12 protein-coding genes, 2 tRNA genes and 1 pseudogene are annotated in these 17,540 nt (G+C 74.1%); 6 read left to right on the forward strand and 9 right to left on the reverse strand.

The window, feature by feature from the left end:
• The first annotated feature begins 197 nt into the window (after positions 1-197).
• A complete protein-coding gene (locus tag PUR61_RS35660; RefSeq protein WP_329883682.1) occupies positions 198-560 on the forward strand; it encodes a chorismate mutase in 363 nt (120 codons plus the stop codon).
• Between the two features lie 135 nt (positions 561-695).
• Positions 696-1,586, forward strand: coding sequence for a signal peptidase I (lepB, locus tag PUR61_RS35665; protein WP_329883683.1), 891 nt, complete (start codon positions 696-698; stop codon positions 1,584-1,586).
• Here the strand turns inward: lepB and PUR61_RS35670 are convergent.
• The 3 genes from PUR61_RS35670 to PUR61_RS35680 form a co-directional block, all read right to left on the reverse strand.
• Entirely contained in the window at positions 1,549-2,697 is a 1,149-nt protein-coding gene (locus PUR61_RS35670) for an EamA family transporter (RefSeq protein ID WP_443035298.1), read from the reverse strand. The genes lepB and PUR61_RS35670 overlap by 38 nt on opposite strands.
• A gap of 145 nt (positions 2,698-2,842) precedes the next feature.
• Positions 2,843-5,347, reverse strand: coding sequence for a transglycosylase domain-containing protein (locus PUR61_RS35675; RefSeq protein WP_329883685.1), 2,505 nt, complete (start codon positions 5,345-5,347; stop codon positions 2,843-2,845).
• Between the two features lie 243 nt (positions 5,348-5,590).
• Positions 5,591-5,664, reverse strand: a tRNA-Lys gene (locus tag PUR61_RS35680).
• 124 nt (positions 5,665-5,788) lie between these two features.
• Here PUR61_RS35680 and PUR61_RS35685 point away from each other — a divergent pair.
• The gene (locus PUR61_RS35685; protein ID WP_329883686.1) at positions 5,789-6,016 is read left to right on the forward strand and encodes a hypothetical protein; all 228 of its coding nucleotides are present in this window, start codon (positions 5,789-5,791) and stop codon (positions 6,014-6,016) included.
• Positions 6,013-6,915, forward strand: coding sequence for an alpha/beta fold hydrolase (locus PUR61_RS35690; RefSeq protein ID WP_329883687.1), 903 nt, complete (start codon positions 6,013-6,015; stop codon positions 6,913-6,915). Before PUR61_RS35685 ends, PUR61_RS35690 begins: the two co-directional genes overlap by 4 nt.
• A 31-nt stretch (positions 6,916-6,946) precedes the next feature.
• Here the strand turns inward: PUR61_RS35690 and PUR61_RS35695 are convergent, their stop codons facing one another.
• The 5 genes from PUR61_RS35695 to PUR61_RS35715 form a co-directional block, all read right to left on the reverse strand.
• Positions 6,947-7,645 (reverse strand): GOLPH3/VPS74 family protein, encoded by a 699-nt coding sequence (locus tag PUR61_RS35695; protein ID WP_329883688.1) that lies wholly within the window; start codon positions 7,643-7,645, stop codon positions 6,947-6,949.
• A gap of 190 nt (positions 7,646-7,835) precedes the next feature.
• Positions 7,836-7,909: transfer RNA gene (locus tag PUR61_RS35700), tRNA-Lys, on the reverse strand.
• Between the two features lie 97 nt (positions 7,910-8,006).
• Positions 8,007-10,211 carry an ABC transporter ATP-binding protein gene (locus PUR61_RS35705; RefSeq protein WP_329883689.1) on the reverse strand — a complete coding sequence of 735 codons (2,205 nt, stop codon included), beginning with the start codon at positions 10,209-10,211 and terminating at the stop codon, positions 8,007-8,009.
• Entirely contained in the window at positions 10,208-11,170 is a 963-nt protein-coding gene (locus PUR61_RS35710) for an ABC transporter permease (RefSeq protein WP_380357788.1), read from the reverse strand. The genes PUR61_RS35705 and PUR61_RS35710 overlap by 4 nt, the downstream gene beginning before the upstream one ends.
• Before the next feature lie 24 nt (positions 11,171-11,194).
• On the reverse strand, positions 11,195-12,178 hold the full coding sequence (locus PUR61_RS35715; protein ID WP_329883690.1) for an ABC transporter permease: 984 nt from the start codon (positions 12,176-12,178) through the stop codon (positions 11,195-11,197).
• Between the two features lie 363 nt (positions 12,179-12,541).
• Between PUR61_RS35715 and PUR61_RS35720 the strand changes: the two genes are divergently transcribed.
• Together PUR61_RS35720 and PUR61_RS35725 are read left to right on the forward strand one after the other, a co-directional pair.
• A complete protein-coding gene (locus PUR61_RS35720) occupies positions 12,542-14,251 on the forward strand; it encodes an ABC transporter family substrate-binding protein (RefSeq protein ID WP_329883691.1) in 1,710 nt (569 codons plus the stop codon).
• A 544-nt stretch (positions 14,252-14,795) separates the two neighbouring features.
• Entirely contained in the window at positions 14,796-15,986 is a 1,191-nt protein-coding gene (locus tag PUR61_RS35725) for a low temperature requirement protein A (RefSeq protein WP_329883692.1), read from the forward strand.
• A gap of 263 nt (positions 15,987-16,249) precedes the next feature.
• Here PUR61_RS35725 and PUR61_RS35730 read toward each other — a convergent pair.
• Positions 16,250-17,419, reverse strand: a pseudogene (locus PUR61_RS35730) (LysR family transcriptional regulator); the annotation flags it as partial.
• Between the last annotated feature and the right edge of the window lie 121 nt (positions 17,420-17,540).

Below are 17,540 nucleotides of genomic sequence, written 5' to 3' on the forward strand. Positions count from 1 at the left end.
GGTGAGGGGGCGTGCCCCGCCAGCTCGGAGCCCCGCCGGGGGATCACTCCGTGTGCCGTCCATATCGTGGACGGATAGGCCAAATGGTGCGGGCCCGTGCGGGGTGCCCTGTTAGATTGACCCGGGCCCGAGCCCGGCCGGTGCACGACCGGTGCACGACCGGGTGCCCATTCCGAGAGAGCCGCGGAGCCGCCCCGATGACGGACCACCCCACGACCCCCGACGCCGGACTGCACGAGGGGATCGACGACACCGTGCGGGCCGAGCTGACCAGCCTGCGCGAGAGCATCGACAACATCGACGCCGCGGTGGTCCACATGCTGGCCGAGCGCTTCAAGGCGACCCAGCGGGTCGGGCGGCTCAAGGCCGAGCACAAGCTCCCGCCGGCCGACCCGGCGCGCGAGCGCACCCAGATCAAGCGCCTGCGCGAGCTGGCCGCCGGTGCGCACCTGGACCCGGTGTTCGCCGAGAAGTTCCTCACCTTCATCATCGCCGAGGTCATCCGCCACCACGAGGCCATCGCCAGTGATGCCGTGACCGGCGGGAACGATTCCGTCTGACCCCGGGCCCGGCCCGACCCGCGGGCCCCGGCCCCCTCCGGCGGTGTCGGGCGGGGGTAAACGCCCGATTTCGCCAGGCTCCCCGGGTGGCGTAGCGTGCAGGTTCCCCCGCAGCCGGAGAGTGGAGCAGCGACGATGGCGGTGAACCTGCCCGGTACGCACGGCGACGCCGGGGCCGCTCCCTCCGGGGCCGTCGGTTCCGGCGGCGGTGCGTACGGCGCCCCCGGTACTCCCGGGGCCGGCGGTGGTCCCGGTGTGCCGGGGTACCCCGGCAGCCCGGAAGCCTCCGGAACCTCCGGGATCCCCGCCGTGCCGTCCGGCGGTCGGGCCGAGGCCCGGCGGGCCCGGCGCGCTGCCGAGGGACGCCGGACTCCGAAGCCCCGCCGGCAGCGTCCGTGGTGGATCGAGATCCCCGCGATGGCGGCGGTCGGCCTGGTGGTCGCCCTGCTGATCAAGACCTGCCTGTTCCAGGTGTTCACCATCCCCTCCGGGTCGATGGAGAACACGCTGCGGATCGGTGACCGGGTCGGGGTGAACAAGCTGGCCCCGCTGACCGGCTGGGAGCCCGAGGCCGGCCAGCCGGTGGTGTTCAAGGACCCGGGGGACTGGCTGCCTCCGCAGCCGACCGGCGGGAACCCGGTCGCCAACGCGCTGGGCTCCGCGCTCGGCTTCGTCGGGCTGATTCCGCCCAAGGACGACAACTACCTGGTCAAGCGGGTCATCGCGACGGGCGGGCAGACCGTCCAGTGCGCGGGTACCACGCTGACCGTCAACGGCACGAAGGTGGACGAGCCCTACCTGCACCCCGGGGACGACTCCTGCGCGGGGCTGGACTTCGGCCCGGTGACGGTGCCCCAGGGCTACGTCTGGGTCGAGGGCGACCACCGCAGTGACTCGGCGGACTCGCGCTACCACCAGCGCGGCCCCGGTGGCGGGGCCGTGCCGGTGGACAACGTGGTCGGCCCGGTGTCGGCCGTCGTGTGGCCGCTCAATCACCTCGACTGGTTCGGCTGGGTCGGTCGCTGATCCCGGCCCGGTCGGCCGTCGCGTCGGCCTCGGCCACCGCCCCGGCCGGCCGCTCGCCGAGCGCCGTCGCTCCCGCCGGCACCGCGTCCGGACCTCGCGTCACCCGGTCCGTTCCCGGCGGAGCGTTCTCCCGCCCCACCGAGGCCGCAGCCCCAGCCGCAGTCCCGGCCCGAGCCGCAGTCGTAGCCGTCTCCGGCGCGGTACCGGGCTTGCTCGCCTGGGCGGCGAAGGCGCCGGCCAGCACCAGCAGACCGCCGGTCACCTGCGGCAGCCCGAGGTGCTCGCCGAGCAGGACCCAGGCCAGCACGGTGGCGACGACCGCCTCCAGGTTGGCCACCACCCCGGCGATCGGGGGCGACAGGTGCCGCACGGCGATCACGCCGGTCAGGTACGCGAGCACGGTCGCGATCAGGACCATCCACGCGGCCGGGAGCAGCGCGGGAACGGTGCGCCCGTTCATCACCACGTCCCCGCCGAGCAGGCTCCAGTCGGCCTCCCAGGGGCGGGTGAGGGCGGTGAGCACGATCGCGCCGATCAGCAGTCCGTACGCGCTGACCGCGATCGGGTCGACCGGGCGGTCGCCCCGGCTGCCGGCGTCGGCCAGCACGAAGTAGCCCACCTGGCAGCAGGCCGCCCCGAGGGCGAACAGGACGCCGAGCGCGTCGAAGCTCAGGCCGTTCCAGATCTCGACCACGCAGGCCAGACCGGCGACGGCCACCCCGGCGCCGACCGCCGCGCCCCGGCTGATCGGGCGTCGCTGGACGAACCGCACGTAGCCGATGAGCAGCGGCGGACCGAGGTACTCGATCAGCAGCGCCACGCCGACCGGGATCCGGGAGATCGCGGCGAAGTAGCAGGCCTGGACGCCGGCCACGGCGAGCAGGCCGAAGCCGATGAGCAGGCCGGGCCGCCGCAGGACGGCGGCGCGGTGGCGGTAGGCGAGCGGCAGGAGGACGACGGCGGCGCCGGTGACCCGGAGCCAGACCACGTGCAGCGGTGAGAGCCCGGCGGCGATCAGCGGCTTGGCGGCGGTGCCGGAGCCGCCGAAGGCGATGGCGGAGACGAGCGCGAGGGTGAGACCGAGGGTCCGGGCGGAGGAACCGCCGAGCAGGTGTTTTGAGCTGTGCACCGACGAATTGTGACAGTCGTACCGGCACTTCGGTAAGGGGTCATTCCGCTATTCGGTCCTGCCGGGGGCCGCGTGTGGCGCCGGGTCCACCGCTCCGTGCGGTGGACCCGGCGGCTCCGGGCCGGCGCTACTGTGCCGCGCCGGCGCCCGCCAGGGCGTTCGCGCCCGCGTCCGCCCCGGAGCCGGCGTTCGCACCGCCCGTACCACCGCTGCCGCCGGATCCCGACCCGCCGGTGCCGTCGGTGGGCTGCGGGCTGGGCGTCGGTGCGGTGGTCGGACCCGTCGTCGGGGCGGTGGTCGGCGCCGGCGTCCTGGTCGGCCGGCCGGTCGGCGAGGACGTCGCCGGCCGGCTGGGAGCCGTGGTCGCGCCGCCGGATCCGGCACCGCCGGTGCCGCCGCCCGTGGGCTGCGGTGCGGTGGTCGGACCGCCGGTGGGCGCGGTGCCCGGCGTCGTGGCCGAGCCGTCCGAGGCCCCCGACCCGCCGCCGCCGGTGGTCGCCGGCGAGGACGGTGCGCCGGACGGCGTGGCCGACCCGTCCGTCCCGCCCGAGGGCGAGGCGGAGGAGCTCGGGGAGTTCGCGGAACCGCTGCGCGAGGAGGAGTCCTCGGCGCCCGACGGGGCGGGGAAGTCGGCGACCGGCTGCCCCTTCAGCGCGCTCTTCATGTAGGTGGTCCAGATCTGCGCCGGGTACTGGCCGCCCGCCGCGCCCTCGATCCCGCCGGTGCCGCTCAGGCTGACCTGCGCGCCGGTGGCCGGGTCCTGCCCGAACAGCGCCACCGAGGTGACCAGCTCCGGGGTGTAGCCGATGAACCAGACCGACTTCTGGTCGTCGGTGGTGCCGGTCTTGCCCGCGGCGGGGCGGCCGAGCGCCTTGGCGCGCCAGCCGGTGCCGCCCTGGTCGCTCACCACGCCCTCCAGCATGGAGGTGACCTCGCGCGCGGTCTGCTCGCTGACCGCCTGCGTGGTCTTGTGGGCCGGCAGCGGGAGCGCCTCGCCCTCGTGGTCGACCGACTGCACCAGCCAGGGGGTGATCTGCCGGCCGTCGTTGTCCAGCGTGGCGTACACCCCGGCCAGGTCGAGCACGCTCGGGGTGGCGGTGCCGAGCGGGATCGACGCCACCGGGTCGAGCCCGGGGGTGGTGCCGGGCAGGCCGAGCGCGATCGCGGTGTCCCGGACCTTCGACAGCCCGGTGTCCTGGGCGAGCTGGGCGAACGCCGAGTTCACCGACCAGTCGGTGGCCTGCTGGAGGGTGATCTGGCCGTAGCTCTTGTCGCCCTCGTTCGGCGGCGCGTACGGGGTGCCCTTCCCGCCGCGGACCTTGCGGCCACTGGTGCCGTCGTAGACGGTGCGCGGGGTGACGGTCTGGCCGGACTGGGTCCTGGCGTCGTTCTCCAGCGCCGCGGCCAGGCCGATGGCCTTGAAGGTGGAGCCCGCCTGGTAGTCCCGCCGGGTCGCGTTGTCGATGTAGTGCTTGGTGTAGTCGACGCCGCCGTACAGGGCGACCACGGCGCCGGACTTCGGGTCGACCGAGACGGCGCCGGGCTGGACGTTGGCGTCCTTCTTCCGCTTGTCCGGGTCGAGGGTGTCGTGCAGCTGGACCTGGACCGCGTCCTGGAGGGCCTGCTGGCGCGCCGGGTCGACGGTCAGCTTGATGGTGTAGCCGCCCTTGGCCAGCTCGGACTCGGTGATGATCTGGTTGGTGGTGAGGTACTCGGTCGCGGCGTTGACCAGGTAGCCGGCCTGACCGGAGAGGCCGAGCTGCGACTGCGGGTTCCTGACCTCGGGGAAGGCGGTGGCGGCGCGCTCCTCGGCGGAGAGCCAGCCCTCCTTCACCATGCCGTCCAGCACGTAGTTCCAGCGGTTCACGGCGTTCTGCCTGCCCGCCGGGGTGGCGGTGGCGACGTCGTAGGCGCTCGGGGCGTTCAGCAGGGCGGCCAGGTAGGCGCCCTGGGCGGCGTCGAGCGCGGCGGCGTCGACGCCGAAGTACTGCTGGGCGGCGGCCTGGATGCCGTACGCGCCGCGCCCGTAGTACGAGGTGTTGAGGTAGCTGGAGAGGATCTCGTCCTTGCTCTCGGTGGCGTCCACCTTGATGGCGATGAAGAGTTCCTTCACCTTGCGGGTGATCGACTGCTTCTGGCTCAGGTACGTGTTCTTCACGTACTGCTGGGTGATGGTGGAGCCGCCCTGGGTGCCCTCGCCCTGGGCGGTCTTGACGGCGGCGCGGACCAGGCCGGGTATGTTGACGGCGCCCTCGTGGTAGAAGTTCCGGTCCTCGGCGGCCAGGGTGGCGTGCTGCGCGGCGGGGGAGACCTTGTCGAGGGCGACGTTCTGCCGGTTGGTCTGGCCGGTCCGGGCGATCACCGAGCCGTCCTGGTAGAGCCAGGTGTTGCTCTGCGCGGTCGCGGCGGCGTGCGCGTCCGGCACCTTCACCAGGGTGATGCCGAGGGCGAACAGGCCGACGCCGAGCACCAGGGCCGCGGCGAAGCCGGTCAGCGTCATCCGCCAGGTGGGCACCAGCCGGCGCCAGCCGGTGCGCCGGGGGCGGCGGGACTTCCTGCCGCCCCGCCCGGTACCCGGCCCGGTGTTCTGTTGCGCGGTGCGCTGGATGCCGCTCTGGGCGTCTCGGGACAAAGCGGCGGCCTTTCCTGCGGGCGGGCGTCCGGGCGGGGCAGGCCGTGCGGGCCTGCTCGGACGGGATCGTCGGCGATAGGGGACCTTTGTCCCTTTTCCGGTTTACAGCCCAAAACGCGTCCAACGGGCCGGTTGGATCCACTGGGAGGACAAGCGAGACCGACATCACACACAAATCGGACGTCGATGGGCAGCAAAAAGCCGGAGAGCCCCTCGCGATGGCGAGAGGCTCCCCGATGTCGGTGCGCCGCCAGGGACTCGAACCCCGGACCCGCTGATTAAGAGTCAGCTGCTCTAACCAACTGAGCTAGCGGCGCCTGCTGACGTGGAAAACAATACACGGTCCCGGCGAGTGCCTCGAACCGCTTGCGGCGGCACCCGCTCCGGCCTGACCGTTTCCGCCCGGTTGGGGTGGAGTTTGCCGCCGGTTAGGGTGGAATCGTGCCCAGCTCCCACCCCGGCCGCCGGAAGACTCGGCTCACCGCCGCGCTGCTGCTCAGTGCGGTGGCCTGCACCGCGTGGGTCCTGGAGGTCGCGCTCGGCACCGGACTCGACCCGGTCCGGGCCCGCGTCGGCGAGCTCGCCGCCGAGGACCTGCCGCTGGGCGGCCTCTCCCCGGCCGCCGAGGCGGCGGGCGCGGACCCGTCCCGGGAGAGGGGGCCGGGATGACCGGCCCCGGGCAGGGCGCCTCCCCGCACCGCCGGGCCGCCGGGGACACCGCAGCCTTCCTGCGCGTCGACGGCGTCCCCCTGCACGTCCGCGTCGAGGGCGACGGCCCGCTCTGCCTGCTCACCGGCGGGCTCGGCAGCAGCTGGTTCGACTGGGACCTGGTCGTCCCCTTCCTCGCCCCGTACCGGACGGTGGTCCGCTTCGACCGCCCCGGCTACGGGCTGAGCGCGCCCGAGCCCGCGACCCGGGCGCTCCCGACGGCCGCACGTGAGGCCCACCGGATCCGTGCGGTGCTGGAGGCGCTGGGCCGGGAGGAGCCGTGCACCGTGGCCGGTCACTCGCTCGCAGGCTTCCACGTCGAGACCTTCGCCCGGCTGTACCCGGACCGGACCGCCGGGCTGGTGCTGCTGGACGGCAGCGCCGAGGCGGACCCGCGTCCGCGTCCGGCCCCGGAGCTGCGGGACCTGACGGCCCGCGCGGCTGCCGGGGCGGCCACCGCGGTCGCGGTGCCGTACCTGCTCGGGCCCACCGCGCGCCGGTGGGTGGCCCGCGCCTCGACGGTCCGCCGTGAGGACCTCGCCCCCGTACCGCTGGTCCGGCACTGCTACCGGACCGGCCGCTCGCTGCGCGCGCTGCTCCGGGAGAACACCCACTACCTGGACATGGCCGCCGAGCTCGCCGCACTGCGCCGCACCACGCCACTGCCGGATGGCCTGCCGGTCACCGTGCTCGCCGCCGACGACGGCCTCCGCAGCCGCCGGACCGAGGAGTGGCTGGCCGTCCAGCGCGAGCTGGCCGCGCTGCTCGGCGCCGAGTTCCGGACCACCGCCCCGGCCGGACACCTGCTGATGTTCGACCGTCCGGACGCCGTGGCCTCGGCGATCCTGGAGACCCGCTGACCCCGCCCGAGGCGTCCGGACGGCGCCGGACTCAGCCGCCGCTGGCGTTGTCCGCGTCGACGAGGCGGCGCACGGCCCGGGCCACCGGCAGTTCCTTGACGAGCCGCCGTGCGGCCTTGCGGACCTCGGTGTTCTCCGGGCCGGGGAAGATCCGCCGGTCCAGTCGGGCCGCGCCGATCAGCCCCGCCAGTTGCAGGTCGGGCCCGTCCGGTCCGCCGGCTCCGCCGGGGGAGGCGGCCGTGCCGCCGGTGCCGGCCCCCGTGCGGCCCAGGGCGCGGGCGATCCGGTCGGCGATCTCCTGCCCCGCCGTGGCCGGCACCGGCAGGTGGGCCCGGTAGGGGACGAGCAGGACGCGTCGCCGCTCGACGGTCAGCACGCCCTCGGCGACCAGCCGTTCGCGGAAGTGGCCGAGCGCCTCCCGGCGCGGGATCTGCCGCATCACGTGGTCGAGCCCGAGCCGGTGCTTCCACTTGCCCGCCTCGGCCAGCCGGTCCAGTACGCCGGCGGTGATCTCGTCCTGCGCCCCGAGCGGCCGGAAGCCGGTGATCCGCCGGTCCTCGACGGCGACGGCGCCGGCCAGCACCAGTTCGGCGAGCACGCCGCCCGTGAGCGCCCGGTAGAAGGCCGCGGCCGGGACGGGCATCCGGCCGTGGGCCGGATCGGTGCAGAGCAGCACCAGTTCCTCGGGCATCGGGCGCCGGCCGTGCGGTCCGGAGTCGAGCGGAGCCATGGCGACAGCACCTCCGGTGGGGCCGTGCGAGCGCGCGTCGCGCGCGGTGGGGGCAGCGCCCCCAAGCTATCCGGCGCGACGGTGCGGGCGTGCCGGAACCGGGAACGAGGGTGCCCGGACGGGTCGGGCAGGGGTGTGCGGGGAACGCCGAAGGGCCCCTCGCTCTCGCGAGGGGCCCTTCGGCTGTCGGTGCGCCGCCAGGGACTCGAACCCCGGACCCGCTGATTAAGAGTCAGCTGCTCTAACCAACTGAGCTAGCGGCGCCTGCTGACCTGGAAGACATTACACGCAGTCGGTCCGATCCGCCGAATCGCCACCGGTGGGACACGCACCGTGGCGACCGGCACAACCGCCGGAGGCGCTACCCCTCCGGGAAGTGGCACGCCGCCCGGTGGTCGGTGTCCGGCGCGGGCCCGGTCGGCAGCGGGGCCTCGGTCTCGCAGCGGGTGCGCGCGGCCGGGCCGCCGAGCCGCGCGTAGACGGGGCAGCGGGTGCGGAACGCGCAGCCGGTGCGCCGGGCGGTGGGCGAGGGCGGGTCGCCGGCGAGCAGGATGCGGGCCCGGGCCCGTTCGGCGGCCGGGTCCGGCAGCGGGACGGCGGACAGCAGTGCGCGGGTGTAGGGGTGGCGCGGACGGTCGAAGACGGCGGAGACCTCGCCCTCCTCGACCGTCCGTCCCAGGTACATGACGCTGACCCGGTCGGCGAGGTGGCGGATGACCGAGAGGTCGTGCGAGACGAAGAGGTAGGAGAGGCCCAGCTCCGCCTTGAGGGCCTGGAGCAGGTTGAGCACGCCGGCCTGGATGGAGACGTCGAGTGCGGAGACCGGTTCGTCGAGCACCAGCAGCCTCGGCCGGACGGCCAGCGCACGGGCGATCGAGATCCGCTGGCGCTGCCCGCCGGAGAACTGGTGCGGGTAGCGGACGGCGTGGGCCGGGTCGAGGCCCACCTGCCGGAGCAGCTCGGGGACCCTGCCGGCGATCTCGCCCCCGGAGGCCCGCTGGGCGCGCAGCGGTTCGGCCACGATGTCGCCGACCGGCATCCGGGGATCGAGGCTGGCCATCGGGTCCTGGAAGACGATCTGCAGCCGGGCCCGCATCCGGTGGGCCTCGGCGCGGGAGAGCCCGGCGGCGTCCCGGCCGAGCAGCTCGATCCGGCCGGACTCGGGGGCGGCGAGGCGCAGCAGTTCGAACAGGGTGGTGGACTTGCCGGAGCCGGACTCGCCGACCAGGCCGAGCGTCTCGCCCTCCCGGATCGACAGGTCGACGCCGTCCACCGCGTACACCGAGCCGATCCGGCGCTTGAACACGGTGCCCTTGAGGAGGGGGAAGGTCTTGGTGAGCCCGGTGACGTCGAGGACCGGGGCGCGCTCCTCCCTCGGGACGGGGTCCGCCGCGGGCGGGGGGAGGGCGGGTACCGGGTAGACCTCGGCGGGCGCGGGCCGCCGTTCGGCCAGCTCGCCCGCGCGGACGCAGGCGGCGAGATGCCCCTCGACCGGCGCCGGCCCGTCCGCCTCCCCGGCGGCCCCGTCGACGCCGGTCCCGTCCGCGGCCCCGGCCGTCCGGCCCGCCACCGCCGTGGCCGGTCCGCCCGTCCCCGCGAGCGGCGGCTCCGTGCTCCGGCAGCGGTCCTCGGCCAGCGGGCAGCGCGCCGCGAACGGGCACCCGGCCGGCAGCTCGGCCATCGGCGCGGGCACGCCGGGGATCGGCACCAGCGGCCCGCCGCGCCCGTCCAGCCGGGGCACCGCGCCGATCAGCCCGAGCGTGTACGGGTGCCGGGGTGCGGCGAACAGTTCGTCGACGCCGGTCGTCTCGACCACCCGGCCCGCGTACATGACCGCGACCCGGTCGGCCATCCCGGCGATCACGCCGAGGTCGTGGCTGACCAGGACGAGCGCGGCGCCGGTCTCGCGCCGGGCGGTGCGCAGCACGTCGAGGACCTGGGCCTGGATGGTGACGTCGAGGGCGGTGGTGGGTTCGTCGGCGAGCAGGACGTCGGGGTCGTTGGCGATGGCCATGGCGATCATCGCGCGCTGCCGCATGCCGCCGGAGAACTCGTGCGGGAAGCTGTCGAGGGCGCGGTCGGGTGCGGGGATGCCGACGAGGTCGAGGAGTTCGGCGGCCCGTTTGCGGGCGGCGGCCCGGTCGAGGGGCTGGTGGATGCGGAGCGCCTCGACGATCTGGTCGCCGATCCGGTAGACGGGGGTGAAGGCGGAGAGCGGGTCCTGGAAGACCATGGCGATCCGCCGGCCGCGGACGGCGGCGAGCTCGCGCCCGGGCAGGCCGACGAGTTCGCGCCCGTCCAGTCGGACCGAGCCCCGGACACGGGCGGTGCCGGGCAGCAGGCCGAGCACGGCCAGGGCGGTGACCGACTTGCCGGAGCCGGACTCGCCGACGATGCCGAGGGTCTCGCCGCGCCGCAGGGTGAGGTCGACGCCGCGGACGGCGGGGACGGGGGCGCTGCCGCGCGGTCCGGTGAAGTCGACGTGGAGGTCCCGGACGGCCAGCAGCGGGCCGGCGGGTGGGGGTGCGGGCGCGCCGGGCGGCGGGGTCTCGACGGTGGTGGTCACGTGCGTGCCTTCTTCCTGCGGGCGGAGCGACGGGGGCGCCGGGCGGCCTCGGAGGTCGGGTCGAGGGCGTCGCGCAGTCCGTCCCCGATCAGGTTGACGGCGAGGACGAAGAGGACCAGCAGCCCGGCCGCGAAGTAGAACAGCCAGGGGAAGACGGGCGCCTCGCTGGTGCCGGCGGCGAGCAGGGTGCCGAGCGAGACGTCGGGCGCCTTGACGCCGAAGCCGAAGTAGGAGAGCGCCGTCTCGCTCATCACGGCGCCGCCGACGGCGATGGTGGCGTCGATGATGAGGAAGGAGGCGACGTTCGGGAGGATGTGCCGGGTGATGATCCGCAGCGGGTGGACGCCCATGAACCGGGCGGCGCGGACGAACTCCCGCTCGCGCAGGGAGACGGTCATCGAGCGGACCACCCGGGCGGTGATCATCCAGTTGAACAGGGCGAGCAGCAGGACGAAGGCGAGCCAGCCGGCGCCCCTGAGCCGCGGCGAGATGATCGTGACGACCAGGAACGCCGGGAAGACCAGCATCAGGTCGACCAGGAACATCAGGATCCGGTCCGTCCAGCCGCCGAAGTAGCCGGCGCAGGCGCCGACCAGGGAGGCCAGCACGGTCGAGAAGAGGGCGACCAGCAGGCCGATGACGAGTGACTTCTGCAGGCCGCGGACGGTCTGGGCGAAGACGTCCTGGCCGACCCCGTTGGTGCCGAACCAGTGGGTCGCGGACGGGGGTTGACGCAGCGCCGTGTAGTCGGGGGCGGCGTAGTCCCAGGGGGTGAGGAGCTGGCCGCCGAAGGCGAGGGCGAACAGCAGCACGACGACGACGGCGCCGGCCACCGCCCAGCGGGCGGCGAGCAGGCGGGCGAGGACGAGCCGGCCCCGGCCGGTCACCCCGGGAGCGGCTGCGGTGGTGGCGCCGGCGGCCGGGGCGGGCTCCACGGGCCCGGCGGGCTCGACGATCACGGTGGTCACGGGGCTCTCCTCCGGTCAGGTCCGCACGCGCGGGTCGAGGGCGGCGTGCAGGGTGTCGGCGAGGAAGCCGGAGGCGAGGACCACGACGGCGGCGAACAGGTTGACCGCGACGACCGCGTTGACGTCCTGCTGGTTGATGGACTGGATGAACCATTCGCCCATGCCGTGCCAGCCGAAGATGGTCTCGGTGAAGGCGGCGCCGGTGAAGATGCCGAGGAAGCTGTAGGCGAACATCGTCGACATCGGGATCACCGCGGTCCGCAGTCCGTGCCTGAGCAGGGCGCGGCCGCGGGTGAGGCCCTTGGCCTCGGCGGTGCGCAGGTAGTCGGAGCCGAGCACGTCGAGCATCGTGCCGCGCTGGTAGCGGCTGTAGGTGGCGAGGCCGCCGAGCGCCAGCGAGAGGGTGGGCAGCAGCAGGTGCAGCGCCCAGTCGGCGAGGTGGGTGCCGAGCCCGCCGGTGAGCCCGGGGGTCTCGTAGCCGGTGAACGGCACGACCTCGTGGCCGACGGCCTCCTTGGCGGCGATGGCGCCGTTCTTCAGGAAGAGGGCGACCAGGAAGACCGGGGTGGAGAGCAGGACGAAGGAGACGAGGGTGAGCAGCCGGTCGGAGATCCGGTACTGGCGGACCGCGCTCCAGGCCCCGGCGGCGACGCCGAGCACCATGCCGAGCAGGCTGCCGATCAGCAGCAGCCGCAGCGAGACCCAGACCCGGCGGCGGAAGTCGTCGATCACCGGGGTGTCGTGGATGGTGCGGCCGAGGTCGCCGTGGAGCACCAGGTCGCCGGCCCACCGGCCGAACCGCTCGACGACCGGGGTGTGGTCGTTCAGGTTCAGGTCGGTGAGCTGCCGCTCGACCGAGGCGGCGGCGGGGCGCGGCACCTTGGCCTCGAAGTAGGTGCGCGGCTGGAGGGCGGCGGCGGAGAGCGCGTACGCCAGGAAGACGGCGGCGGCGAGCAGGACCGCGTAGTAGGCCAGCCGCTTCGTCAGGTAGCGGAGCATCAACGGCTGCCCGGGGTGAGGGCGGGGCCGACGCGTCGGGTGGGCATCGGGTGGGTGGCCTTCGGTCGGTGGGCCCGGTAGCGGCCCGGTGAGGGGGTGGGTGGGGGCGGTCGGGGCGCGGGATCTCGGGGGTGGTCGGGAAACCGCAGGTCAGAGTGTTGCACCGGCGGGCGGCCGGGGTGTTGCGGCGGTGTTGCGCCGTGTTTCGGTTGGGTCAGGTGTGAACCAGGCCCCCTGGTACTGGTTCTGATCGACTGTTACCTTCGCTCCGCCGGCACCGACTTGGCTGCCCACGCTCAAGCCTCGCCACACCTCGCGACGCTCAACTCTCACCACTCGCCGGACATCACGGGGGGAACCCTCATGGACGCTCTCGCCACGCCCGCACGCCGCCGACTCGGCCGTGCCGCCGTGCTCGCCCTCGCCGTCACCCTCGCCGCCGCGGCGTGCACCTCGGGCGGCGGCGGCTCCGCCGACACCGCGGCCAAGAGCGGGGCGCCGGCCCAGGGCGCCATCGACATCAACGCCAGGGCGGCGGACCTGGTCCGCGACGGCGGTGAGGTCCGGTTCCCGCTCTACCAGTGGATCACCCAGTGGAACCCGTTCCAGGTGGACGGCCGGTACGGTGACGCGGTCGAGATCATGCGGGCCCTGGAGCCGAACCTCTTCACGACCGACGAGGCCGGCGCGTTCAAGCCCTCCCCCGACTACCTGGTGGACGCCAAGGTCACCTCGACCTCCCCGCAGGTGGTCACCTACAAGCTCAACCCGAAGGCCAAGTGGTCCGACGGCAAGCCGCTGAGCTACCTGGACTTCAAGGCCGACTGGGAGGCCAGCAACGGCAAGAAGGACGGCTACAACATCGCCGACTCCTCCGGCTACGAGCTGATCTCCGCGGTCGAGCAGGGGGCCGACCCGGCCGAGGTCAAGGTGACCTTCGCGGACACGTACGCGGACTGGCAGAACCTCTTCCGCCCGCTGATCCCGGCCGCCGGGATCGCCACCGCGGACGACTTCAACAAGGGCTGGGTCGAGAAGATCCCGATCACGGCCGGCGCGCTGAAGATCGGGACGGCGGACAAGACCGCGCAGACCATCACGCTGGTCCCGGACCCGGCCTGGTGGGGCGCCAAGCCCAAGGCGGAGAAGATCACCTTCCGGGTGATGTCGCAGTCGGCGACCACCCAGTCCTTCCTCAACAACGAGATCGACTCCGCGACGGCGGGCACCGCCACCGCGTACGGGCAGCTCAAGGACGCCAAGGACACGGTGATCCGGTCGGCCAGCCCGTGGGACGAGGTGCACATCTCCTTCGGCGGCGGCGGTCCGCTGGAGGACCTGAAGGTCCGCCAGGCGCTCGGCAAGGCGTTGGACCGCAACTCGCTGATCAAGATCGCCAACAACGGGGTCCCGGTCGAGTTCAAGCCGCTCGGCAACCACATCTTCATGCCCAACCAGACCGGCTACCAGGACAACTCGGGCGAGTGGGCCAGGTTCGACGTGCCCGCGGCGAAGAAGCTGCTCGACGAGGCGGGGTGGAAGGAGTCCGGCAGCGGCCAGCCGCGCACCAGGGACGGCAAGCCGCTGACCCTGCACTGGGTGGTCAACGAGGCCACCACGCAGGCCCAGCTCGACCTCGCCACCGCCGCCCAGGCGATGTGGCTGGCGGCGGGCGTCAAGGTGGAGCTGGACAAGGTCCCGTCGAACGACTTCTTCACCAAGTACGTCAACCCGGGCAAGTTCGACATCGCCAGCTGGCGCAACACCGACTCGTTCCCGCTCTCCACCAGCCTGCTGAACTTCCGGCTGCCGCAGGGGGACAACGTCTTCGGGAACTACTCCAAGCTCGGCACCGAGGAGATCGACGGGCTGCTGAAGAAGGCGGCCGGCACCATCGACCCGGTGGAGGCCGCGAAGTTCTACAACCAGGCGGACGCCAAGATCTGGGAGCTCGGCCACACCGTCGAGCTGTACCAGCGGCCGACCGTGCTGGCGACCCGCAAGGGCCTCGCCAACTACGGTGCCTTCGGCCTGGCGAGCCTGGACTACGCCAAGGTCGGCTGGGAGAAGTAGCCGCCGGGGCCGGTGCGACCGTACGGCGGGCGCGGAGACGGGCGCGGAGGCGACGTGCGATGCGGAGGTCGTGAGCCGCACGGCAGGCGCTAACGAGCAGCGCGGTGATCACGAGGCCGGTGGTGCGGACACGGGAGGAACGGCTCTGCCGCCCCCGCTGTCCTGCCACCGGCCTTGACCTTCCGCGATGCCCGCAGGCCGCCCGTGTCGTGGGTCCGCCCGGACCCGACCGCTTCCAACCGGGGAAGAATCTAGCGGGGTGGTCGGGGCCGCCGTGCCGTACGGCGCTGGCGCGCCCGGAAACCCGCCGTGCTGTCACCCGGTTCGCGCACCGCAGCGTCAACTCTGGCTGACGACACGGCACATCGGACCGTCCGGTGCCGTCCCGGGCCCTGCGCGCCGGGCGCCGGGGCGGGACACCGGCCGTACGGCGGTGCCGCCGACCGCCGTACGGCGCCGCGCCGGTGCGTGCGTGCCGACCGGGCCGCTGCCAGGATGCGGCGGGTACTTGCCAGCCCGCCCGTCCGGAGCCCGGAGACCGTCGATGACCAGCGAGTCCGCCGCATCACCCCACCCGCACCACACCGACCCGCGCGCGGTGCGCCGGATGGTCCCGCGCAGCCGGGACGAGCCGCACCGGGTGGCCACCCCGCTGGAGCTCTTCTTCGACCTCTGCTTCGTGGTCGCGGTCGGCCAGGCCGGGCGGGAGCTCGCCCACGACCTCGCCGCCGGCCACTGGGGCGACGGCCTGACCGGCTACCTCTTCGCCTTCTTCGCGATCTGGTGGGCCTGGATGAACTTCACCTGGTTCGCCTCCGCCTACGACTGCGACGACGTCCCCTACCGGATCACCACCCTGGTGCAGATCGCCGGTGTGCTGATCCTGGCGGCCGGCGTGCCCCGGATGTTCGCCGACCAGGACTTGGTGCTCTCGGTCATCGGGTACGTGGTGATGCGGCTGGCCATGGTGACCCAGTGGCTGCGCGCGGCGGCCGGCGAGGAGGGCCCGGCACGCGGCGTGGCGCTGCGGTACGCCGCCGGGATCACGCTCTGCCAGATCGCCTGGGTCGTGGTCCTGGTGCTGCCGGACGGTGCCCGGGCGGTGCTCATCCCGCTCGGCATCGTGGCGGAGCTCTCCGTGCCGGTGCTCGCGGAACTGCGGCTCCGGACCACCTGGCACCCGCACCACATCGCCGAGCGGTACGGCCTGTTCACCCTGATCGTGCTCGGCGAGACGGTGGCGGCGGCGACCATCGCGGTGCAGTCCGCCGTGGACGAGCACGAGGGCCTGAGCCGGCTGCTGCCGGTCGCCGGCGGCGGCCTGCTGATCTGCTTCTCGGCCTGGTGGATCTACTTCGCCCGGCCGGTCCACGAGCACCTCCGCTCCAACCGGCAGGCCTTCCTCTGGGGGTACGGCCACTACCTGGTGTTCGGCGCGGCGGCCGCGATCGGCGCAGGGCTGGAGGTGGCGGTCGAATCGGCCGTGCACAAGGCGCACATCTCCGAGACGGCCGCCACCGCGACGGTGACCGTGCCGACCGCGCTCTACCTGATCACCGTCTGGCTGCTGCACTCCCGGCACGTCAAGACCGGCGCGGCTCAGGTGCTGCTGCCGGTCGCGTCGGTGGCGGTGCTCGCCTGCACGGCGGCGGGCTGGGCCGGGGTCCTGGCGGCCGGTCTGGTGAGCGCGGTGACCGTGGGGGTCGGGGTGGTGCTGCACGCCCGGGAGGGCTGAGCGGAGGCCGGACGGCGCGGGGGCGCCGGCTCGCGCGGCTGGGGCGCGGGCTCCCGCGGCCGGCCGGCCGCGGGACCGTCCTCGGCCCGCCCGGTGGGCGGCTGTTCGGGGGGCCGGTCGCCCAGGAGGCCGCGGAGGGTCTCGCCGTGCCCGGCGAGCCAGGTCCGGTACGGCGGACTGGCCTGCGCCAGGTCCAGGTAGACGGCCCGCAGCTCCCCGAACAGGGCTTCGCGGGCCGGCACGCCGAGCGCACGGGGCCGCCAGACCAGCAGCAGCCGGACGGCCAGCGGGTCGCCGTACAGCCGGCGCACGACGCTGCCGGGACCGGGGGCGGAGGTCGGCTGGCAGGGGCGGACGGCCTCGCCGGAGGCGACCAGCTCGGCGGCGGTCGTGTTGTCGCGGACCTGGACCACCCGCGGGTTGAGCCCGGCGGCGCGGAACACCCGGCGCATCGCCGCGTACTCGTGGTCCGCCGTCGGATCCACCATCCAGGTGTCGTCGGCGAGTTCGGCCAGCCGGACCACCGGCCGGGCGGCTGCCGGGTGGTTGGCGGCGAGCGCGACGAACTGCGGCTCACGGGCCATCAGCACCCGGTGCTCGGCGTCCGGGGGCAGCCGCAGCGGGAACCCCTCGCTCTCGTGGACGAAGGCGACGTCCAGTTGGTCGGCGGCGATCATCCGGAGCAGTGCGTTGGCGGAGATGTCGATCTGGATGGTGGTGTCGGTCTCCGGCAGCCGTTCGTGCACCCGGCGCAGCCACGCGGCCACCGCCCGGCTGCCGACGCTGCCGATCCGCAGCCGCCGGGCGCGCTCGCTGCCGGCCGTCTCCCGGGCCTCCTGGCGGGCGGCGGCGATCAGCGCGGCCATCTCGGCGATCACCGGCCTGGCCCGGGACAGCACCGAGTGGCCGAGCGAGGTGGGCCGGCTGCCGGTCTGTTCCCGGGTGAACAGCGTGCCGCCGACGGCCCGTTCGATGCGGTGCAGCTGGGTGGTGAGGGACGGCTGGGTCATGCCGAGTTGCAACGCGGCCTTGCGGAGGCTGCCGGTATCGGCAATCGCGCACAGCACCCGGAGGTGTCTCACGTCGAGCTCCACATCGGGAGCGTAACGGCCGAAACGGCGCAACGCCAGGGACATGACAGGTTGTCGGGTCGGCGGGGGCACCGGCCTCCCCGGCCCGCCCGGTTCGCACCGCCGTCCGTCCGTCGCTCGGTCCGGTGGTCGGTCCGTCGCTCGGCCCGGGGGCGGACGGTGATCGGTCCGGTGGTCGGTCCGTCGCTCGGCCCGGGGGCGGACGGTGATCGGTCCGGTGGTCGGTCCGTCGCTCGGCCCGGGGGCGGACGGTGATCGGTCCGGTGATTGGTTCGTGCTATCGCCGGTTGACATCATCCGCCGGGCCGCCGGCCTGGCCGAAGCTCTGGGGCAGCAAAGCATTCATCCGATGCCCGAGGCCCGGCCCCCACCGGACCGCGGCGCTTCCGCGAATCGGAGCCCCCACATGGATCGCGTCTCGCGCACGCCCTCCGCCGTGCCAGGCCCGGCGGCCCCTCCGGCC

This window comes from Streptomyces sp. BE20 (assembly GCF_036322525.1).
Taxonomy (GTDB): Bacteria; Actinomycetota; Actinomycetes; order Streptomycetales; family Streptomycetaceae; genus Kitasatospora.

Coding starts and splice junctions, on each gene's coding strand:
- PUR61_RS35720 (WP_329883691.1), top strand. CDS start 12,542: ATGGACGCTCTCGCCACGCCCGCACGCCGCCGACTCGGCCGTGCCGCC.
- PUR61_RS35725 (WP_329883692.1), top strand. CDS start 14,796: ATGACCAGCGAGTCCGCCGCATCACCCCACCCGCACCACACCGACCCG.
- PUR61_RS35690 (WP_329883687.1), top strand. CDS start 6,013: ATGACCGGCCCCGGGCAGGGCGCCTCCCCGCACCGCCGGGCCGCCGGG.
- PUR61_RS35695 (WP_329883688.1), bottom strand. CDS start 7,645: ATGGCTCCGCTCGACTCCGGACCGCACGGCCGGCGCCCGATGCCCGAG.
- PUR61_RS35715 (WP_329883690.1), bottom strand. CDS start 12,178: ATGCTCCGCTACCTGACGAAGCGGCTGGCCTACTACGCGGTCCTGCTC.
- PUR61_RS35660 (WP_329883682.1), top strand. CDS start 198: ATGACGGACCACCCCACGACCCCCGACGCCGGACTGCACGAGGGGATC.
- lepB (WP_329883683.1), top strand. CDS start 696: ATGGCGGTGAACCTGCCCGGTACGCACGGCGACGCCGGGGCCGCTCCC.